The following is a 19,244-nucleotide window of genomic DNA, read 5'->3' as shown; positions in this document are numbered from 1 at the left end:
TGTAGTCATGCATACGGTTTTTATCTTTGTTGCCCATTAGTCAATAGACGAATAAACCAATTTTTTTAATAAGTAATGTTCGTTATTTATATTGTCATTTCAAATTGAAGTTGGTACAATAGACTCAGAAATCAAATAAGATGAATTCGTATAATCGCGGGGATATGGCTCGCAAGTTTCTACCAAGCTACCGTAAATGGCTTGACTACGTAAACATTTCTTTCGTTTGATATAAATAAAACAGGTTTATTTATTCAAACTGAAATCCGTCTGTAGTCAAGCGTCCCAAAATGTATTGGGGCGTTTTTTATTTGGCGATTTCAGGGCAGGATAAATAGCAAAGAGTGAAGGGAGTCATATAGCTTGAAAAAGTTTTTTCAGTTTGATGAGCTGGGTACCAGCTATCGCAACGAAATCATCGGCGGATTAACGACCTTTTTATCCATGGCGTATATCCTGTTCGTCAATCCGATTACGCTTGCTTTGGAAAGTGTAAAAGATTTTCCGGAAGCATTGAGAATAGATCAAGGCGCGGTCTTTACGGCGACAGCTTTGGCGTCTGCAGCAGGCTGTATCTTAATGGGATTGATTGCGAGATATCCGATTGCCATTGCGCCCGGTATGGGGCTGAACGCGTTTTTTGCGTTTTCTGTTGTTCTCGGTATGGGGATTTCCTGGCAGGCCGCTTTGTCTGGTGTTTTCATTTCAGGACTGATCTTTGTTGCTCTTTCTTTAACAGGTTTTCGTGAAAAAATCATTAACGCCATTCCGCCTGAGCTGAAATTGGCAGTCGGAGCGGGGATTGGCCTATTTATTACATTTGTCGGCTTGCAGGGCTCAGGAATTATTGCATCGAATCCTTCAACCCTTGTCACAATCGGAAACATTCACAGCGGTCCTGTGCTGTTAACGATTTTCGGTGTCATCGTAACGGTTATTTTGATGGTGCTTCGCGTGAACGCTGGCGTGTTTATCGGGATGCTGTTAACGGCGATTGCCGGGATGATTTTCGGTTTGGTTCCGGTTCCGTCTCAAATCGTCGGAAGTGTGCCGAGCCTTGAATCGACCTTTGGACAAGCTTGGATTCACTTGCCGGATATTTTCTCTGTGCAAATGCTGATCGTCATTTTAACATTCTTGTTTGTCGGATTTTTTGATACGGCTGGTACACTGGTTGCTGTGGCAACACAGGCTGGTTTAATGAAGGAAAACAAATTGCCGCGTGCGGGCCGTGCGCTTTTAGCTGACTCAACTTCCATCGTTATCGGCTCCGTGCTTGGGACGTCTACGACAACGTCTTATGTGGAATCAAGCTCGGGTGTTGCTGCGGGCGCTCGTTCCGGATTTGCGGCAATTGTAACTGGGTTTCTCTTTTTGCTCGCTATGTTTTTCTCGCCGCTTCTATCAGTCGTTACGTCAAATGTAACAGCTCCGGCACTGATCATTGTCGGTGCACTAATGGTAGCGCCGCTTGGCAAAATCGCTTGGGATAAGTTCGAAGTGGCGGTTCCCGCTTTCCTTACAATGATCATGATGCCGTTAACGTACAGCATTGCGACCGGGATTGCCATCGGATTTATTTTCTATCCGATTACAATGGTGTGCAAAGGAAAAGCCAAAGAGGTTCATCCGATCATGTACGGACTGTTTGTTGTATTTATTCTTTACTTTATTTTCTTGAAATAATGAATGAAAACCAGCTGCGATGTTGCGGCTGGTTTTTTATTTTGTTGCGAAAGGCAAAACCATTTCATATCATATACCGTCATGTAGATGTGCCGCCATTGTTTACTTAAATGGAAATGACTTGACTGTTCAGGAAGGCTTCGGTACCTTATATAAGTGTTTTATTTTCTTACTGAATGGTATTCCGCCGTATATTTTTGATAGGAGTTGCTAACATGACGGAAGAAAGAAAAGAAACGTTTGAAGAAGAAGTTAACCAGAATGAAGGAATAGATGAAGAGCCGCTTTCGCGGATGTCCAGAAAAGCCAGCCGCCAAAGCAAGCAAAAGCAGAAACAAAAGCAGAAACAACATAAGGAACGCGTAGAATCGTCTGTGAAAGAAAAGCTATCCTCTGTTTGGGCAGCCATTAACAGATATTGCGGCTTTGCTTTTTCAATATTAAAGTCTCCGGCGAAAACTGTTGTGGCAGATGGTTTCTCTCATTATAAATATGGTCTTATTTCAATGCTCATATTCAGTATCGTTTTTTCAATCGGAAACTGGTTTCAGTTAAAGGCGAGCTGGAACAGGCCGCTTGGTTTTGGAGAGCGCCATCACGCGTTTTATGACGGATTTTTTGTTGTTCTTGTGTATATGCTCGTCTTTTTTGCTGTTATGGTCTTCTCGATATGGGCCGTGTCTCGGTATATGATGAAGCAAAAGGTATCATTCAAGGAAGCTGCGGCTGGTTTTGGCTCATTGCTTGTTCCGGTGATCGCCGTTTCAATCATTTGGATGATATTTGCGATTGTGAATGTACCGATGCTGACTGTCCTTTTTACAGTGTTAATGCTGTTTTCGATCTTCTTTGTGATGGCGTTGTATGTACAGCGTCTGTATCAGGCGGCAAGCGAGGCACCGATTGACTATATCTATTGTGTGTTTGCTGTTTTAGCCGTTGCGCTGCTGTTTGCGGCAGTGACTTGGCCGTTTATTTCTGAATATTTTACGGCATCGCTTATCCCGCTTTAATGTAAAAAAACCGGCTGAAAACGCCGGTTTTTTTGATGTCACAGTTTTTACAAATATATCTAAAAAACATAGTTGAATTGTAGGATTAATCCGTGTATGATGAGGAAAATGCGGTGGAGGATGATGGACATGGCCCATTTACTTCGTCAGGCGATTTATCAAAAGAAGGAATTTTTAAAAACCAAATTAATGCTCTCAGAATTTTATCGCGGAAGAGGGGAACAGCTCGCTGATTATACGCTGAGTGAACTTGAGAAAGAATATGAGTCCCTTCGGAAAATGAAAAAAGAGATGTGACAATAGATAAAGAAAAATGAGTCTGCTGAAAAGCGGGCTTTTTTGTTTGGATTTTGAAAAGGACAGAAAGAGGGTAAACTATTGCTGAGTGATGAAGAGAGTGTGTCGAAAAATTTTGCCTGCGATGACGGCCATAGCTGATTGTAAAGGGTTCATTTCTCTAGTAGAATATGAATGCTTTACGTAAGTTGAATGAGTAAGGAGGTTTTATAAAATGATGCAAACCTTATTATCAAACGGATTAGCAATGGTTCTCATTATTCTGATTATCAATGTTGTTTATGTATCATTTTTTACGATAAGAATGATTTTAACACTGAAAGGCCAGCGGTATTTAGCGGCCGGAATCAGCACCATTGAAATTCTGGTTTATGTGACAGGGCTGAGCCTTGTGCTTGATAACTTAGACCAGATTCAAAACGTGATTGCGTACGCACTCGGCTATGGACTGGGCGTTATTGTCGGCATGAAAATCGAAGAAAAACTGGCGCTTGGCTATATTATGGTCAATGTGATTACAAAAGAGCTTGACCTCGATCTTCCTAGGCAGCTTCGTGAAAAAGGCTACGGCGTAACGAATTGGGTGGCCGGCGGGCTTGAAGGCGACCGCACGGCCCTGCAGATTTTGACGCCGAGAAGATATGAGCTGCAGCTGTATGATACGATTAAAACGCTTGATTCGAAAGCTTTTATTATTGCGTATGAACCAAAAACGATCCACGGCGGCTTCTGGGTCAAAGCGGTGAAGAAGAGGAGAATTAAAGAATAATGGCAAAGCCGAAGAAGAAAAAGTTTGAAGTGACAGAACAGCAAACGATAGAAGCAGTGCTTCAGCAAATGAAAGAAGAAGGATATATGCCTGTACGTCGAATGGAAGAGCCGATTTTCAAGGAAAAGATGGAAAATGGGTCAATTCAGATCGTTCCGTGCGGAAAAAAAATCGTATTTGAAGGGAAATTGATCTAAAACACGAACATTAGAAGAATGAATTTTTGTATCGTTCGATAATATCGTTGACATTATCCAAGTCCGTTGTTAAGATAAACATGAAATCAAAACACGACCTCATATAATCTTGGGAATATGGCCCATAAGTTTCTACCCGGCAACCGTAAATTGCCGGACTATGCAGGAAAGTGATCGATAAAACTGACATGGATATATCGCAGAAGCGAACGACTGCCGATACATGCACCATGCCCGGTTTGTATTGCTTCCTCATAAGTCAATACAAAGCCGGGTATTTTTTATTTTCTGAAAACTAAAGCATTAGAAGGTGGGAACAGAATGCAGCCGCTAGTAGGGATCATCATGGGAAGCACTTCCGATTGGGAGACAATGAAAAACGCATGCGACATACTTGAAGAACTTGAAGTGCCGTACGAAAAGAAGGTGGTTTCCGCTCACCGGACGCCTGATTTCATGTTTGAGTACGCTGAAACAGCCAGAGAAAGAGGCATCAAGGTGATTATCGCCGGTGCTGGAGGAGCGGCGCACCTGCCGGGGATGACAGCTGCTAAAACGACGCTGCCGGTCATCGGTGTTCCGGTTCAATCCAAGGCGCTGAACGGACTCGATTCACTTCTTTCCATCGTGCAAATGCCTGGAGGCGTGCCGGTTGCCACAACAGCCATCGGAAAAGCGGGCGCTGTGAACGCAGGTCTGTTAGCGGCGCAAATTTTGTCAGCTTTTGACGAGGATCTGGCCAGAAAGTTAGATGAAAGAAGAGAAAATACAAAACAAACAGTGTTAGAAAGCAGTGATCAGCTTGTCTAATCAAATCATCTATCCGGGAGCCGTCATCGGCATTATCGGCGGCGGACAGCTTGGAAAAATGATGGCTGTCTCCGCAAAACAAATGGGGTATAAAGTCGCGGTCGTCGATCCGGTAAAAGACTCGCCGTGCGGGCAGGTGGCGGATATTGAAATCACCGCTTCATACAACGACCGCGAAGCGATTCGGAAATTGGCTGAGATCAGTGATATTATCACGTATGAGTTTGAAAACATTGATTATGATGCGCTGCATTGGCTGAAAGGTCATGCGTATCTCCCGCAAGGAAGTGAGCTGCTGCTCATTACCCAAAACCGTGAAGCAGAGAAAAAAGCGATTCAATCCGCGGGCTGTGAAGTTGCACCTTACCGCATCGTCAAAACAATGGATGAGCTGAAAGAGGCGGTTCAGTCGCTGGGGCTTCCCGCAGTGCTGAAAACATGCCGCGGCGGATATGACGGCAAAGGCCAATTTGTCATCAAGGAAACGTCACAAATAGAAGAGGCTTCAGCTCTTTTAGAGCACGGAACCTGCATTCTCGAAAGCTGGGTTTCTTTTAAAATGGAACTGTCCGTGATTGTTGTCAGATCGGTAAACGGAGAGATTTCGACGTTCCCGGCCGCAGAAAACATTCACCACAATAATATTCTGTTCCAAAGCATCGTGCCTGCACGGGTTGAAGAAAGGATTCAGGAAAAGGCTGATGAGCTGGCCGTTAAGCTCGCAGATGAGCTGAACCTTGTCGGACCGCTTGCTGTTGAAATGTTCCTGACAGAGGGCGATGAGCTTTTGGTTAATGAACTGGCGCCAAGACCGCACAATTCAGGACATTACACGCTGGATCTTTGCGAAACAAGCCAGTTTGAACAGCATATCAGAGCGGTCTGCGGCCTTCCGCTTGGAAAAACGGAGCTGCTGAAGCCTGGCATGATGGTGAATCTTCTCGGCGATGAAGTGAAGATCCCAGAGGAAGAGCCAGAGCTTTTAAAAGAAGCAAAGCTTTATGTATACGGAAAACATGAAATCAAAAAAGGCCGCAAAATGGGGCATATTACTTTTATGAAGCAGCCTGAAGACGAATGGATTCAGGAGATCACAAATAAATGGAGAAATAGAGACGGAGGACAAGCAGAATGATCGAACGTTATTCAAGACCTGAAATGTCCGCGATTTGGACGGATGAAAACAGATTTCAAGCATGGTTAGAGGTTGAAATTCTTGCCTGTGAAGCGTGGGCGGAGCTTGGCGTTATTCCAAAAGAAGACGTAAAGCTGATGCGCGAAAATGCGTCATTTGATATCAACCGCATATTAGAAATCGAACAGGACACGCGCCATGACGTAGTTGCTTTTACGCGCGCTGTATCCGAATCACTGGGCGAAGAAAGAAAATGGGTGCATTACGGCTTAACGTCAACTGACGTCGTAGATACCGCTCTTTCTTACTTATTAAAACAGGCAAATGACATTCTGCTCAAGGACCTTGAGAGATTTGTTGACATTATAAAAGAAAAAGCGAAAGAACATAAATACACCGTCATGATGGGCCGTACACACGGCGTACACGCAGAGCCTACAACATTTGGTTTAAAACTGGCGCTTTGGCACGAAGAAATGAAACGCAACCTGGAACGCTTTAAACAAGCGAAGGAAGGCATCGAGGTTGGTAAGATTTCCGGTGCTGTCGGCACATATGCGAACATTGATCCGTTTGTAGAGCAGTATGTTTGTGAGAAACTTGGCCTGAAAGCCGCACCGATTTCAACACAAACGCTTCAGCGTGACCGCCATGCTGATTATATGGCGACACTTGCTTTGATTGCGACAAGCATTGAGAAATTCGCGGTTGAAATTCGCGGACTGCAAAAGAGTGAAACACGCGAGGTCGAGGAATTTTTTGCGAAAGGGCAAAAAGGTTCATCAGCTATGCCGCATAAACGGAATCCGATCGGTTCTGAAAACATGACAGGTATAGCGCGTGTCATTCGCGGCTACATGATGACAGCTTACGAAAATGTTCCGTTATGGCATGAGCGCGATATTTCTCATTCTTCAGCGGAGCGGATTATTCTTCCGGATGCGACCATCGCGCTGAATTACATGCTGAACCGCTTCTCCAACATCGTGAAGAACTTAACGGTCTTCCCGGAAAACATGAAGCGCAACATGGACCGCACATTGGGGCTGATCTACTCTCAGCGCGTGCTGCTGGCATTGATTGACACAGGCCTGACTCGTGAAGAAGCTTATGACACAGTGCAGCCGAAAGCAATGGAGGCATGGGAAAAGCAAGTACCGTTCCGTGAGCTTGTGGAAGCGGAAGAGAAAATCACTTCCCGTCTTTCTTCGGAAAAAATTGCTGACTGCTTTGATTATCATTACCATCTGAAAAATGTAGATCTGATCTTTGAACGTTTAGGTTTAGCATAGAAGAAGCTTTTAGGCGGCTTCTTCCCTGCCGCCTTAGTTTGAAAATTCCCAACATTCGGGTTAGGAGGCCTTCCGTGAATATTGTGAAGAATGAACTTTTATATGAAGGAAAAGCGAAAAAGATTTACAAAACCGACGACGAAAACACGCTGTATGTGGTGTATAAAGATTCTGCAACTGCCTTTAACGGAGAAAAAAAGGCGGAAATCAGCGGCAAAGGGCGCTTAAACAATGAGATCTCAAGCCTGATTTTCAAACACCTTCACGAAAAAGGGGTTAACAACCACTTTATCGAGCGCATTTCGGAAACAGAGCAGCTCATTAAAAAGGTAACGATTGTGCCGCTGGAAGTCGTTGTCAGAAATGTGGTGGCAGGAAGCATGTCCAAACGTCTCGGCATTCCAGAAGGCACGAAGCTTGAACAGCCGATTATCGAGTTTTACTACAAGGATGACGCGCTGGGTGATCCGCTCATCACAGAAGATCATATTTGGCTGCTGAAAGCGGCGACTCCTGAACAGGTAGAAACCATTAAGTCCATTACAAAAACAGTAAATGAAGAGCTTCAAAGCATTTTTGACGATTGTCACGTCAGATTAATAGATTTCAAGCTTGAATTCGGTTTAGATGCAGACGGGAAAGTGCTTTTGGCGGATGAAATTTCACCTGACACATGCCGCTTGTGGGATAAAGACACGAACGAAAAGCTGGACAAAGATTTATTCAGACGCAATCTGGGAAGCTTAACCGACGCATACGAAGAGATTTTCAAAAGACTGGGAGGCATTCATCATGTATAAAGTAAAAGTTTATGTCAGCTTAAAAGAAAGTGTACTAGATCCACAAGGGAGCGCTGTCCAGCATGCCTTGCACAGTATGTCTTACAAGGAAGTCGCAGACGTGCGCATCGGGAAATACATGGAGCTAACAATCGAAAAGTCTGACCGTGATCTTGACGTGCTAGTCAAAGAAATGTGCGAAAAACTTCTTGCGAATACAGTGATTGAAGATTACAGATACGAGGTTGAGGAGGTAGTCGCACAGTGAAATTTGCGGTGATTGTGTTACCTGGCTCTAACTGTGATATCGATATGTTTCACGCTGTAAAGGATGAACTCGGTCATGATGTGGAATACGTCTGGCACGAGGAAACAAGCCTTGACGGCTTTGACGGGGTGTTAATTCCGGGAGGTTTTTCTTACGGAGATTACTTGAGATGCGGCGCCATCGCCCGTTTTGCGAATATTATGCCAGCTGTAAAACAGGCAGCGGCTGAAGGAAAACCTGTTCTCGGCGTCTGCAACGGATTTCAGATTTTACAGGAGCTTGGCCTTCTGCCAGGTGCAATGAGACGCAACAAAGACTTGAAGTTCATTTGCCGTCCGGTTGAATTAATCGTGCAGAACGACGAAACATTATTCACCTCTTCCTATGAAAAGGGCCAAGCGATTACGGTTCCGGTTGCCCACGGTGAAGGGAACTTCTACTGTGATGATGAAACGCTTGCTTCATTAAAAGAAAACAATCAAATTGCTTTCACATACGGTTCCGATATTAACGGAAGTGTCAGCGATATTGCCGGTGTTGTAAATGAAAAAGGAAATGTATTAGGCATGATGCCTCATCCGGAGCGCGCGGTCGATGAACTGCTTGGAAGCGCCGACGGTCTTAAATTGTTTCAGTCTATCGTGAAAAATTGGAGGGAAACTCATGTCACTACTGCTTGAACCAAGTAAAGAACAAATTAAAGAAGAGAAAATCTATCAGCAAATGGGTGTCAGTGATGATGAGTTTGCATTGATTGAATCCATTCTTGGCAGATTGCCGAACTACACAGAAATCGGAATTTTTTCTGTCATGTGGTCAGAGCATTGCAGCTACAAGAACTCAAAGCCGATTTTGCGTAAATTCCCGACGAGCGGCGAACGCGTGCTGCAAGGTCCGGGTGAAGGCGCCGGAATCGTTGATATCGGTGACAACCAAGCGGTTGTGTTCAAAATTGAATCGCATAACCATCCATCAGCCATCGAACCGTACCAAGGCGCTGCGACTGGCGTAGGCGGCATAATCCGTGATGTCTTTTCTATGGGTGCGCGTCCTATCGCTGTATTAAACTCTCTTCGATTTGGTGAACTGACTTCACCGCGCGTGAAGTACTTGTTTGAAGAAGTAGTAGCAGGTATCGCCGGATACGGGAACTGCATCGGTATCCCGACAGTCGGCGGCGAAGTGCAATTTGACAGCAGCTATGAAGGGAATCCGCTTGTCAACGCAATGTGCGTCGGATTAATCAATCATGAAGACATCAAAAAAGGCCAGGCAAAGGGTGTCGGCAACACGGTCATGTACGTCGGCGCTAAAACAGGGCGTGACGGAATTCACGGCGCTACGTTTGCATCTGAAGAAATGTCTGATGCTTCTGAAGAAAAGCGCTCCGCGGTTCAAGTCGGCGATCCGTTTATGGAGAAGCTTTTGCTTGAAGCATGTCTGGAAGTCATTCAATGTGACGCCCTAGTCGGCATTCAGGACATGGGAGCTGCCGGTCTGACCAGCTCAAGCGCGGAAATGGCAAGTAAAGCGGGTTCAGGCATTGAAATGAACCTTGACTTGATTCCGCAGCGTGAAACAGGCATGACTGCTTATGAAATGATGCTTTCTGAATCACAGGAACGGATGCTGCTTGTTATCGAGCGCGGACGTGAGCAGGAAATCATCGATATTTTTGACAAGTATGATCTTGAAGCGGTTTCTGTCGGACGTGTAACAGATGATAAACTGCTGCGCCTGACACATAAAGGTGAGGTTGTATGCGAGCTCCCTGTTGATGCCTTGGCAGAAGAGGCACCGGTTTATCACAAGCCTTCTCAAGAGCCTGCTTACTACCGTGAATTTTTAGAGACGGATGTCCCGGCTCCTCAAATTGACGATGCGAATGAAACACTGAAGGCGCTCCTGCAGCAGCCCACGATCGCAAGCAAAGAGTGGGTTTACGACCAGTATGACTACATGGTGCGGACGAATACAGTTGTCGCTCCTGGGTCTGATGCGGGTGTTCTCAGAATCCGCGGAACGAAAAAGGCGCTGGCGATGACAACTGACTGTAACGCCCGTTATCTCTACCTTGATCCAGAGGTCGGCGGAAAAATCGCTGTCGCTGAAGCGGCGCGCAACATCGTTTGCTCAGGTGCAGAACCGCTTGCGGTTACAGATAACCTGAACTTCGGAAATCCGGAAAAACCGGAAATTTTCTGGCAGATTGAAAAAGCGGCTGACGGCATCAGTGAGGCGTGCAACGTTCTCAGCACACCTGTGATCGGCGGAAACGTATCGCTTTACAACGAATCAAACGGAACGGCGATCTACCCGACACCTGTGATCGGCATGGTCGGTTTAATTGAAGATACAGCACACATCACAACGCAGTATTTCAAACAAGCGGGCGACCTCGTGTACGTCATCGGCGAAACAAAACCTGAGTTTGCCGGAAGCGAGCTGCAAAAAATGACAGAAGGCCGCATTTACGGCAAAGCGCCGCAAATCGATCTAGATGTAGAACAGGCACGCCAAAAGGCACTGCTTGACGCGATTAAACAAGGCTTTGTTCAATCAGCGCACGATGTATCTGAAGGCGGCTTAGGCGTAGCGATTGCTGAAAGTGTCATGACGACGGAAAACCTTGGCGCTAACGTGACTGTTGAAGGGGAAGCAGCATTATTATTCTCTGAATCTCAATCCCGCTTCGTTGTTTCTGTGAAAAAAGAACATCAAGCAGCGTTTGAAGCAGCTGTACAAGATGCGGTTCTTATCGGTGAGGTAACAGCTGACGGACTTCTGAGCGTTCAAAACCAAGACGGACAACAATTGATTCACGCGCAGACAAAAGAGCTTGAACGCGCGTGGAAAGGAGCTATCCCATGCTTGCTGAAATCAAAGGCTTAAATGAAGAATGCGGCGTTTTTGGGATTTGGGGGCATGAAGAAGCCCCGCAAATCACGTATTACGGCCTTCACAGCCTCCAGCACAGAGGACAGGAGGGCGCGGGCATTGTGGCGACTGACGGTGAAAAGCTGACGGCGCATAAAGGCCAAGGACTGATCACTGAAGTATTTCAAAACGGTGAGCTCAGCAAAGTAAAGGGGAAAGGCGCAATCGGACACGTTCGGTACGCAACGGCTGGCGGCGGCGGATATGAAAATGTTCAGCCGCTCCTCTTCCGCTCTCAAAACAACGGCAGCCTGGCGCTTGCCCATAACGGAAACTTGGTGAATGCCACTCAGCTGAAGCAGCAGCTTGAAAATCAAGGGAGCATCTTCCAGACTTCTTCGGATACAGAGGTTTTGGCTCACCTGATCAAAAGAAGCGGCCACTTCACGCTGAAGGATCAGATTAAAAACTCGCTTTCTATGCTGAAAGGCGCCTACGCGTTCCTGATCATGACTGAAACAGAAATGATCGTAGCGCTTGACCCGAACGGGCTTAGACCGCTGTCAATCGGCATGATGGGAGACGCTTATGTCGTCGCTTCAGAAACATGCGCATTTGATGTCGTCGGTGCGACGTACCTTCGCGAGGTGGAGCCGGGAGAAATGCTGATTATCAATGATGATGGCATGAAATCAGAGCGCTTCTCCATGAATATCAACCGTTCCATTTGCAGCATGGAGTACATTTATTTCTCAAGACCTGACAGCAATATTGACGGCATTAACGTGCACAGTGCGCGTAAAAGCCTTGGAAAAATGCTCGCTCAGGAATCAGCGGTTGAAGCTGATGTCGTGACAGGGGTTCCGGATTCCAGTATTTCAGCGGCTATCGGCTACGCGGAAGCAACAGGCATCCCGTACGAGCTTGGATTAATCAAAAACCGTTATGTGGGCAGAACGTTTATTCAGCCGTCTCAGGCTCTTCGTGAGCAGGGCGTCAGAATGAAGCTTTCTGCGGTGCGCGGTGTTGTAGAAGGGAAACGCGTCGTTATGGTGGATGACTCCATCGTGCGCGGAACAACAAGCCGCCGGATCGTAACAATGCTCAGAGAAGCGGGTGCGACAGAAGTGCATGTGAAAATCAGTTCGCCGCCGATCGCTCATCCGTGCTTTTACGGCATTGATACGTCCACACATGAAGAGCTGATCGCGTCTTCTCACTCGGTTGAAGAAATCCGTCAGGAAATCGGAGCCGACACTCTCTCATTTTTGAGTGTCGAAGGGCTGCTGAAAGGAATCGGCAGAAAATACGAAGACTCGAATTGCGGGCAATGTCTTGCTTGCTTTACAGGGAAATATCCGACTGAAATTTATCAGGACACTGTGCTTCCTCATGTAAAAGAAGCGGTGTTAACCAAATAAAACTTGAAAATGACATAAAGGCAGCGCAGTTTGGCTGCCTTTCTCTTTCTGCCCTTGTTCGGAGAGATATTTTGAAAAGCGCCTTAAAGGAGTGAATAGGATGTCTGAAGCATATAAAAACGCAGGAGTTGACATCGAAGCCGGATATGAAGCTGTAAAACGGATGAAAAAACATGTGGAGCGCACGAAAAGGCTTGGCGTTATGGGCAGCCTTGGCGGCTTTGGCGGCATGTTTGATCTGTCGGAGCTTTCTTATCAGAAACCCGTTTTAATTTCGGGAACAGACGGTGTCGGCACAAAATTAAAGCTGGCTTTTTCCATGAATAAACATGACACGATCGGTGTAGACGCTGTTGCAATGTGTGTCAATGACGTGCTTGCGCAAGGTGCAGAGCCGCTCTTTTTTCTCGACTATTTAGCGGTCGGCAAAGCGGACCCTGTGAAAATCGAGCAGATCGTACAAGGCGTTGCGGATGGCTGTGAGCAATCAGGTTCAGCCTTGGTCGGCGGAGAAACCGCTGAAATGCCTGGATTATATACAGCTGATGAATACGATATTGCAGGTTTCTCAGTTGGTGTAGCGGAAAAGGATGAAATCGTGACCGGCGAAAACATCAAGGAAGGCCACCTTTTAATCGGACTAAGCTCCAGCGGTCTTCACAGCAACGGATTTTCCCTTGTGAGAAAGGTGCTTCTGGACGATGCAGAGCTTGATCTCGACGAGACGTATGAGCCGTTTGAACGCCCGCTCGGCGAAGAACTGCTTGAGCCGACAAGAATTTACGTGAAGCCTGTGCTTGCGGCTGTGAAAAGCGGACTCATTGATGGTATGGCGCATGTAACAGGCGGCGGATTTATTGAAAATCTTCCGCGTATGCTTCCTGAAGGCTTAAGTGCGGAAATCGATCACGGCTCTTGGCCGATCCCGCCGATCTTCTCTTTCTTGCAGGAGCATGGCAAGCTGAAAGAAGGAGACATGTTTAACGTCTTTAATATGGGCATCGGATTTGTTCTCGCGGTAAAAGAAGAACATCTCACCGAAGTCATCGGAACGCTTGAAAGTCACGGCGAAAAAGCCTATTTGATCGGGCGAGTAAAACATGGTGAAGGCGTTACATTCGGCGGTGCTGCACTTTCATGAAAAAGTTTGCGGTATTTGCATCCGGAAACGGCTCAAACTTTGAAGCCATCGTCACGCGTTTGAAAGAGGAGAACTGGGATGCAGCCGTTTCGCTCCTCGTTTGCGATAAGCCGCAGGCGAAAGTCATCGAGCGGGCGGAAAGATTCCAGATTCCATCCTTTGCATTTGAGCCGAAGTCTTATGAAAACAAGGCCGCATTTGAACGGGCCATTATTGAACAGCTTCATCTTCATGAAGCAGAATTGATCGTTCTCGCCGGGTATATGAGACTGATCGGTGATACGCTGCTTCAGGCATACGGAGGAAAAATCATCAACATCCATCCTTCCCTTCTTCCCGCTTTCCCTGGAATAGACGCAGTCGGACAGGCATACCGGGCGGGTGTGAAGGTTGCCGGGATTACCGTTCATTATGTCGATGAAGGAATGGATACAGGGCCGATCATCGCTCAAAAGGCAATTGAAATTACCGAAGAAGATACATTAGAAACCATTGAACATCACATTCACAAGCTTGAGCACAAATGGTATCCGAGTGTGATCAAAGAGCTATTAGGATTAAATAACAGAGGTGAAAAGGCATGACCATTAAACGCGCACTAATCAGTGTTTCAGATAAAACAAATCTTGTTCCTTTCGTAAAAGAACTGACAGAGCTTGGCGTTGAAGTGATTTCAACCGGCGGCACAAAAAAGCTTCTTCAAGAAAACGGTGTTGATGTCATCGGAATTTCTGAAGTGACAGGTTTTCCGGAAATTATGGACGGGCGCTTAAAAACGCTTCATCCGAATATTCACGGCGGTCTTCTCGCAGTTCGCGGCAATGAAGAGCATATGGCGCAGATCAATGAACACGGCATTGCGCCAATTGACCTGGTTGTCGTCAACCTCTATCCATTTAAAGAAACGATTTCTAAAGAGAATGTGACGTACGAAGAGGCTATTGAAAACATTGATATCGGCGGACCTGGCATGCTGCGCGCAGCATCGAAAAACCATCAGGATGTTACGGTTATCGTTGACCCAGCGGATTACAGCCCTGTTCTGAATCAAATCAAAGAAGAAGGCGATGTTTCGCTTCAGAAAAAACGCGAGCTGGCGGCAAAAGTATTCCGACACACTGCGGCATATGACGCGCTGATCGCTGACTATCTGACACATGTTGTCGGTGAAAAAGAACCAGAGCAATTCACCGTTACGTTTGAGAAAAAACAATCGCTTCGCTATGGGGAAAATCCTCATCAAGAAGCAACATTCTACCAAAGCGCGCTTCCTGTCAAAGGATCTATTGCGCAAGCAGAACAGCTGCACGGCAAAGAGCTTTCTTACAACAACATTAAAGATGCGGACGCAGCTGTTCAAATTGTTCGTGAATTCACTGAGCCTGCTGCGGTCGCAGTGAAGCATATGAATCCGTGCGGGGTGGGAACTGGCGAAACGATCGCAGAAGCGTTTGACAGAGCGTTCGAAGCAGATAAAACATCGATCTTCGGCGGCATTATCGCGTTGAACCATGAAGTGGACAAGGCAACAGCCGAAGCGCTTCATCATATTTTCTTAGAAATCATCATTGCGCCTTCATTCAGCCAAGAAGCGCTTGATATCCTGACAGCGAAGAAAAATCTCCGTCTGCTGACACTTGATGTGACAGCTGCCGTCCAAAAAGAAAAACAGCTGACATCTGTACAAGGCGGTTTGCTGATTCAAGATTTAGATATGCACGGCTTTGCTGATGCTGAGATCAGCATTCCGACAAAAAGAGAGCCGAACGAGCAAGAGTGGGAAGATTTGAAGCTTGCTTGGAAAGTCGTGAAACATGTGAAATCCAATGCGATCGTTCTCGCAAAAGATAACATGACAGTAGGTGTAGGAGCCGGACAAATGAACCGCGTCGGATCAGCGAAAATCGCAATCGAGCAGGCAGGAGAAAAAGCGAAAGGCAGCGCACTCGGATCAGATGCATATTTCCCAATGCCTGATACAGTCGAAGAAGCGGCAAAAGCGGGCGTTACAGCTATCATCCAGCCAGGCGGATCTATCCGTGACGGGGATTCCATTAAAAAAGCGGACGAGTACGGCATTGCCATGGTATTCACCGGCATCAGACACTTCAAACATTAAGGGGATGAAAACGACGTGAATGTATTAATTATCGGTAAAGGCGGAAGAGAGCATACGCTGGCATGGAAGGTGGCGCAAAGCAGCCTTGTTGATACGGTATTTGCCGCTCCGGGAAATGACGGCATGGCATCTTCTGCACAGCTTGTAAACATTGAGGAAAGCGACCACGCCGGGCTTGTCTCATTTGCAAAAGAAAATCAGGTCGGGCTGACCATTGTCGGGCCTGAGGTTCCTTTAATTGAAGGCCTTGTTGACGAGTTCGAAAAAGCCGGTCTTCGTGTGTTCGGTCCGTCAAAAGCCGCTGCAATCATCGAAGGAAGCAAACAGTTCGCAAAGGATTTAATGAAGAAATACGACATACCGACCGCAGAATACGACACGTTTACATCCTTTGAAGAAGCGAAGGCTTATGTGCAGGAAAAAGGCGCTCCGATTGTCATTAAAGCTGACGGACTTGCGGCTGGAAAAGGCGTAACTGTTGCGATGACGGAAGAAGAAGCCATCGCGTGTCTGCATGATTTTCTTGAGGATGAAAAATTCGGTGATGCGAGCGCATCTGTCGTAATTGAAGAATTTCTTTCTGGCGAAGAGTTTTCCCTCATGGCGTTTGTCAAAGGAGAAAAGGTATATCCGATGGTCATTGCCCAGGATCATAAGCGTGCTTTTGATGGAGACAAAGGGCCGAATACAGGAGGAATGGGCGCTTACTCTCCTGTTCCGCAAATTTCGGAAGACACCGTGCGTCATGCTGTAGAAACGATCGTCAAGCCAGCCGCAAAAGCAATGTTTCAAGAAGGTCGCTCCTTCACAGGCGTTTTGTACGCGGGGCTGATGCTCACTGCGAATGGATCGAAGGTCATTGAATTTAATGCCCGCTTCGGCGACCCGGAAACGCAGGTTGTGCTGCCTCGTATGGATTCTGATCTGGTACAAGTGCTTCTAGATCTTTTAGATGATAAGGACGTTGACTTGAGATGGAAGGATACGGCGGCAGTCAGTGTCGTGCTTGCTTCAGAAGGCTATCCTGAAAGCTATGCAAAAGGCACGCCGATTGGCAGCCTGACAGCAAATGCTGATCAAGTTGTCGTCTTCCATGCCGGAACGAAAGCAGAAGGTGAAGAGTTCGTCACAAACGGCGGCCGTGTCGCCAATGTGACCGCTTTTGATGAAACGTTTGAAGCGGCACGAGACAGAGTGTACAAAGCCGTTGATGAGATCATCAAACCCGGCCTGTTTTTCAGAAAAGATATCGGAGCACGAGCTCTGAAGGCTGCCAAAAAATAAAGTGAAGAAAAACCCGCAGATTGTGCTGCGGGTTTTTTGTTATACAAAAGCATGCCGGAAAGCGGAAGAAGAAAGCACAACAAGCGTGGTCGGTTTTCCGTGGGCCATTGAAGCGTCTATAAAATCTTCTAGATTATGCACAGATTCCGTCACCACTTTTGTCACATAGCTGTACATACCTGTAATCCGGTGGTTCTCTGCCACATCGGGGTGAGCTGCGGCAAAGGCTGCGTAGTGCTTGCAGCTTTTCGGCTCCATCAGGATAAAAGCAGTGACATGTTTGTTTAGCTTTTCATAACAGATATCAGCGCTGTACCCGGTAATGACCCCTTTGTCCTCAAGCTTTCTGACACGTTCCGCCGCACTCGGAGAGCTGAGTCCGACAAGCTTTCCTAATTCAACCATCGTTAATCTGGCATTTTGCTGCAAATGCGAAAGAATTTGAAGGTCTGTATCGTCCATTGGTATTGCTCCTTTATATGTTTAGGTGAATTGGTGAGAATTCCTTTTATTATGAGGAAATGTTGTTGATTTAGCTTAATTGTAGCATATGGGTGCCGTTTGTTTTTTTCTATAATAAAGCCATTAACATGAAAGGAGGCAATCATTTTGCCGGAATTACAGCGTTCGATTACTTGGGTTCAAGGAGCGGCATTAACGATCGGGGCCGTATTAGGCTGCGGGATCTTAATCCTTCCGTCTGTCACGGCTGATGCCGCTGGTCCCGCTTCTGTATTGGTTTGGGGATTTATGTCTTTCTTATCATTTCTGCTCGTAGGCACACTGGCGCGCCTTGTCAGAATGGCGCCAAGCGCGGGAGGGATCACGGCTTATGTACAGCTTGCTTTTCGGCCAAAAGCCGGAGCCATGTTGGGCTGGATCATGCTGGGATCGGTTCCGATCGGTGTGCCAGTGATCGCTTTGACTGGCGCACATTATGTCAGCTACGTCACACAGGCTTCAGATTGGCAGATTGCTTGCATTGCAGCAAGTATGCTGGCGATCTCCATTTTGCTTCATATCAGGGGCATTCAATTATCAGCAAACATCAGCATACTCGTCATCTGTGTCATTCTTCTGCTGCTTGTCATTTCTGTTGCTGTTTCACTGCCTCACGTTAAAGCAGCTGAATTTAAGCCTTTTCTGCCGCATGGCTGGTTTGCCGCGGGTTCTGTTTCTGTCATCATCTTTTTTTCTTTTGTAGGCTGGGAAATGATTACCCCATTAGCTGAAGAGTTTACACATCCGGAAAAGGATGTTCCAATCAGTTTATTCTTGGCGGCAGCTTGTGTGGCGGTGCTTTATATCATGCTATCATTTGTCACTGTAGGCACTCATGCATATGGAGAAAAAGGAGAAATCGCATCTCTGACGATGCTCATATCAAAAGGTACAGGGGATATTGGGGTATATGTAACGACTTGTTTAGCTCTTTTTATTACATTCGCCACCATTCATGCCAACATTGCAGGGTTTTCAAGGATGGTCTATGCGTTGGCAAGAGAAGGTCATATTCCTGGGTATTTCGGGAAGCTCAGTCATACAAAACATACACCTGTCTGTGTATTAACAGCGCTGGCTTTCGTGTTTGGTTTCGTTCTTATGGCAAACGGCATATTTCAAATTGATCTGACAACGCTCCTGAAAGGACCAAGCTCAGCATTCATCGCATCTTACATATGCACAATGGCGGCAGCGCTGAAACTGCTGAACTGGAAGGATTCAGGCTGGTGGATGGCTTTGGGGGCGCTTCTTCTTTGTACAGTGATCTACTTATTTAGCGGCTGGGCTCTCTTGTATCCGGCTGCGTTTGCGGCTGTTGGTTTTTTCTATATGAAGACAAAGGGATATACTGAGAAAAAGCTTGATCACGTTTTATGATCAAGCTTTTTTGCTTACGATTCTTGATGATCCTGTCCATGGTTTTCACCAGTGCTGTTTTGAAACATATAGGTCACAGGGCAGAAACGCAGTATGCCTGAACCTGCCTTCATGGCGCCCATAAAGATGCAGAACAGATGCATTCTGCACCAAGGTTTTTTCGTATACTTGGCGCTGGCAGCTGACATAATTGTCAGTCCGCAGGCGATACGGAAGACGGCATTGATGAGACTGATGTTTGGTTTCATGAAATCTGCTCCTTTTAATTAAAAAAG

The 19,244-nt window shown here is 46.4% G+C and carries 20 protein-coding genes and 2 riboswitches; of the genes, 18 read left to right on the top strand and 2 right to left on the bottom strand.

Going from position 1 to position 19,244, the window contains the following annotated elements:
- Positions 1-126 precede the first annotated feature (126 nt).
- Positions 127-228: riboswitch (purine riboswitch) on the top strand.
- A 135-nt stretch (positions 229-363) separates the two neighbouring features.
- The 17 genes from pbuG to purD all read left to right on the top strand — a co-directional run bounded on the left by pbuG (position 364) and on the right by purD (position 17,088).
- Positions 364-1,686, top strand: a complete 1,323-nt coding sequence (gene pbuG / locus KXD37_RS20550) for a hypoxanthine/guanine permease PbuG (protein ID WP_024120435.1) — start codon at positions 364-366, stop codon at positions 1,684-1,686.
- Between the two features lie 215 nt (positions 1,687-1,901).
- Positions 1,902-2,699 carry a hypothetical protein gene (locus KXD37_RS20545; protein WP_095714329.1) on the top strand — a complete coding sequence of 266 codons (798 nt, stop codon included), beginning with the start codon at positions 1,902-1,904 and terminating at the stop codon, positions 2,697-2,699.
- 129 nt (positions 2,700-2,828) lie between these two features.
- Positions 2,829-2,996, top strand: coding sequence for a Fur-regulated basic protein FbpA (locus tag KXD37_RS20540; RefSeq protein WP_010333239.1), 168 nt, complete (start codon positions 2,829-2,831; stop codon positions 2,994-2,996).
- A 214-nt stretch (positions 2,997-3,210) separates the two neighbouring features.
- Entirely contained in the window at positions 3,211-3,765 is a 555-nt protein-coding gene (locus KXD37_RS20535) for a DUF2179 domain-containing protein (RefSeq protein WP_024120437.1), read from the top strand.
- Complete coding sequence (locus tag KXD37_RS20530) at positions 3,765-3,962, top strand: NETI motif-containing protein (RefSeq protein WP_044152785.1); 198 nt, start codon at positions 3,765-3,767, stop codon at positions 3,960-3,962. Before KXD37_RS20535 ends, KXD37_RS20530 begins: the two co-directional genes overlap by 1 nt.
- Positions 3,963-4,041: 79 nt before the next feature.
- Positions 4,042-4,143, top strand: a riboswitch (purine riboswitch).
- Between the two features lie 140 nt (positions 4,144-4,283).
- Complete coding sequence (gene purE, locus KXD37_RS20525) at positions 4,284-4,772, top strand: 5-(carboxyamino)imidazole ribonucleotide mutase (protein WP_024120439.1); 489 nt, start codon at positions 4,284-4,286, stop codon at positions 4,770-4,772.
- Entirely contained in the window at positions 4,765-5,907 is a 1,143-nt protein-coding gene (gene purK / locus KXD37_RS20520; RefSeq protein WP_106021509.1) for a 5-(carboxyamino)imidazole ribonucleotide synthase, read from the top strand. Before purE ends, purK begins: the two co-directional genes overlap by 8 nt.
- The gene (purB, locus tag KXD37_RS20515; RefSeq protein ID WP_127695807.1) at positions 5,904-7,199 is read left to right on the top strand and encodes an adenylosuccinate lyase; all 1,296 of its coding nucleotides are present in this window, start codon (positions 5,904-5,906) and stop codon (positions 7,197-7,199) included. The genes purK and purB overlap by 4 nt, the downstream gene beginning before the upstream one ends.
- 74 nt (positions 7,200-7,273) lie before the next feature.
- Positions 7,274-7,999, top strand: a complete 726-nt coding sequence (gene purC / locus KXD37_RS20510) for a phosphoribosylaminoimidazolesuccinocarboxamide synthase (protein WP_127695805.1) — start codon at positions 7,274-7,276, stop codon at positions 7,997-7,999.
- Entirely contained in the window at positions 7,992-8,246 is a 255-nt protein-coding gene (gene purS, locus KXD37_RS20505; RefSeq protein WP_010333246.1) for a phosphoribosylformylglycinamidine synthase subunit PurS, read from the top strand. The genes purC and purS overlap by 8 nt, the downstream gene beginning before the upstream one ends.
- Positions 8,243-8,926 (top strand): phosphoribosylformylglycinamidine synthase subunit PurQ, encoded by a 684-nt coding sequence (gene purQ, locus KXD37_RS20500; protein ID WP_188323594.1) that lies wholly within the window; start codon positions 8,243-8,245, stop codon positions 8,924-8,926. The genes purS and purQ overlap by 4 nt, the downstream gene beginning before the upstream one ends.
- The gene (gene purL / locus KXD37_RS20495; RefSeq protein ID WP_106021512.1) at positions 8,910-11,138 is read left to right on the top strand and encodes a phosphoribosylformylglycinamidine synthase subunit PurL; all 2,229 of its coding nucleotides are present in this window, start codon (positions 8,910-8,912) and stop codon (positions 11,136-11,138) included. Before purQ ends, purL begins: the two co-directional genes overlap by 17 nt.
- A complete protein-coding gene (gene purF / locus KXD37_RS20490; RefSeq protein WP_024120445.1) occupies positions 11,114-12,544 on the top strand; it encodes an amidophosphoribosyltransferase in 1,431 nt (476 codons plus the stop codon). The genes purL and purF overlap by 25 nt, the downstream gene beginning before the upstream one ends.
- A 100-nt stretch (positions 12,545-12,644) precedes the next feature.
- The gene (purM, locus tag KXD37_RS20485) at positions 12,645-13,685 is read left to right on the top strand and encodes a phosphoribosylformylglycinamidine cyclo-ligase (RefSeq protein ID WP_101861353.1); all 1,041 of its coding nucleotides are present in this window, start codon (positions 12,645-12,647) and stop codon (positions 13,683-13,685) included.
- Entirely contained in the window at positions 13,682-14,269 is a 588-nt protein-coding gene (gene purN / locus KXD37_RS20480; RefSeq protein WP_024120447.1) for a phosphoribosylglycinamide formyltransferase, read from the top strand. The genes purM and purN overlap by 4 nt, the downstream gene beginning before the upstream one ends.
- Complete coding sequence (purH, locus tag KXD37_RS20475) at positions 14,266-15,804, top strand: bifunctional phosphoribosylaminoimidazolecarboxamide formyltransferase/IMP cyclohydrolase (RefSeq protein ID WP_106022480.1); 1,539 nt, start codon at positions 14,266-14,268, stop codon at positions 15,802-15,804. The genes purN and purH overlap by 4 nt, the downstream gene beginning before the upstream one ends.
- A 15-nt stretch (positions 15,805-15,819) precedes the next feature.
- Positions 15,820-17,088 (top strand): phosphoribosylamine--glycine ligase, encoded by a 1,269-nt coding sequence (purD, locus tag KXD37_RS20470; protein WP_106021516.1) that lies wholly within the window; start codon positions 15,820-15,822, stop codon positions 17,086-17,088.
- 39 nt (positions 17,089-17,127) lie between these two features.
- Here the strand turns inward: purD and KXD37_RS20465 are convergent, their stop codons facing one another.
- A complete protein-coding gene (locus tag KXD37_RS20465) occupies positions 17,128-17,550 on the bottom strand; it encodes an Lrp/AsnC family transcriptional regulator (protein ID WP_188323595.1) in 423 nt (140 codons plus the stop codon).
- A gap of 144 nt (positions 17,551-17,694) precedes the next feature.
- Between KXD37_RS20465 and KXD37_RS20460 the strand changes: the two genes are divergently transcribed.
- Positions 17,695-18,969: an APC family permease gene (locus KXD37_RS20460; RefSeq protein ID WP_127696913.1), complete on the top strand. Its 1,275-nt coding sequence runs from the start codon at positions 17,695-17,697 to the stop codon at positions 18,967-18,969.
- Positions 18,970-18,983: 14 nt separating this feature from the next.
- On the opposite strand, the gene KXD37_RS20455 is transcribed toward KXD37_RS20460, so the two are convergent.
- Positions 18,984-19,217, bottom strand: coding sequence for a DUF2892 domain-containing protein (locus KXD37_RS20455; protein WP_095714336.1), 234 nt, complete (start codon positions 19,215-19,217; stop codon positions 18,984-18,986).
- Positions 19,218-19,244: the final 27 nt, after the last annotated feature.

The sequence above is a fragment of the Bacillus sp. XT-2 genome (assembly GCF_025696525.1).
Lineage (GTDB): Bacteria > Bacillota > Bacilli > Bacillales > Bacillaceae > Bacillus > Bacillus halotolerans.
The sequence above is the reverse complement of the archived record's forward strand: the minus strand, read 5'-3'. Positions and strand labels throughout refer to the sequence as shown.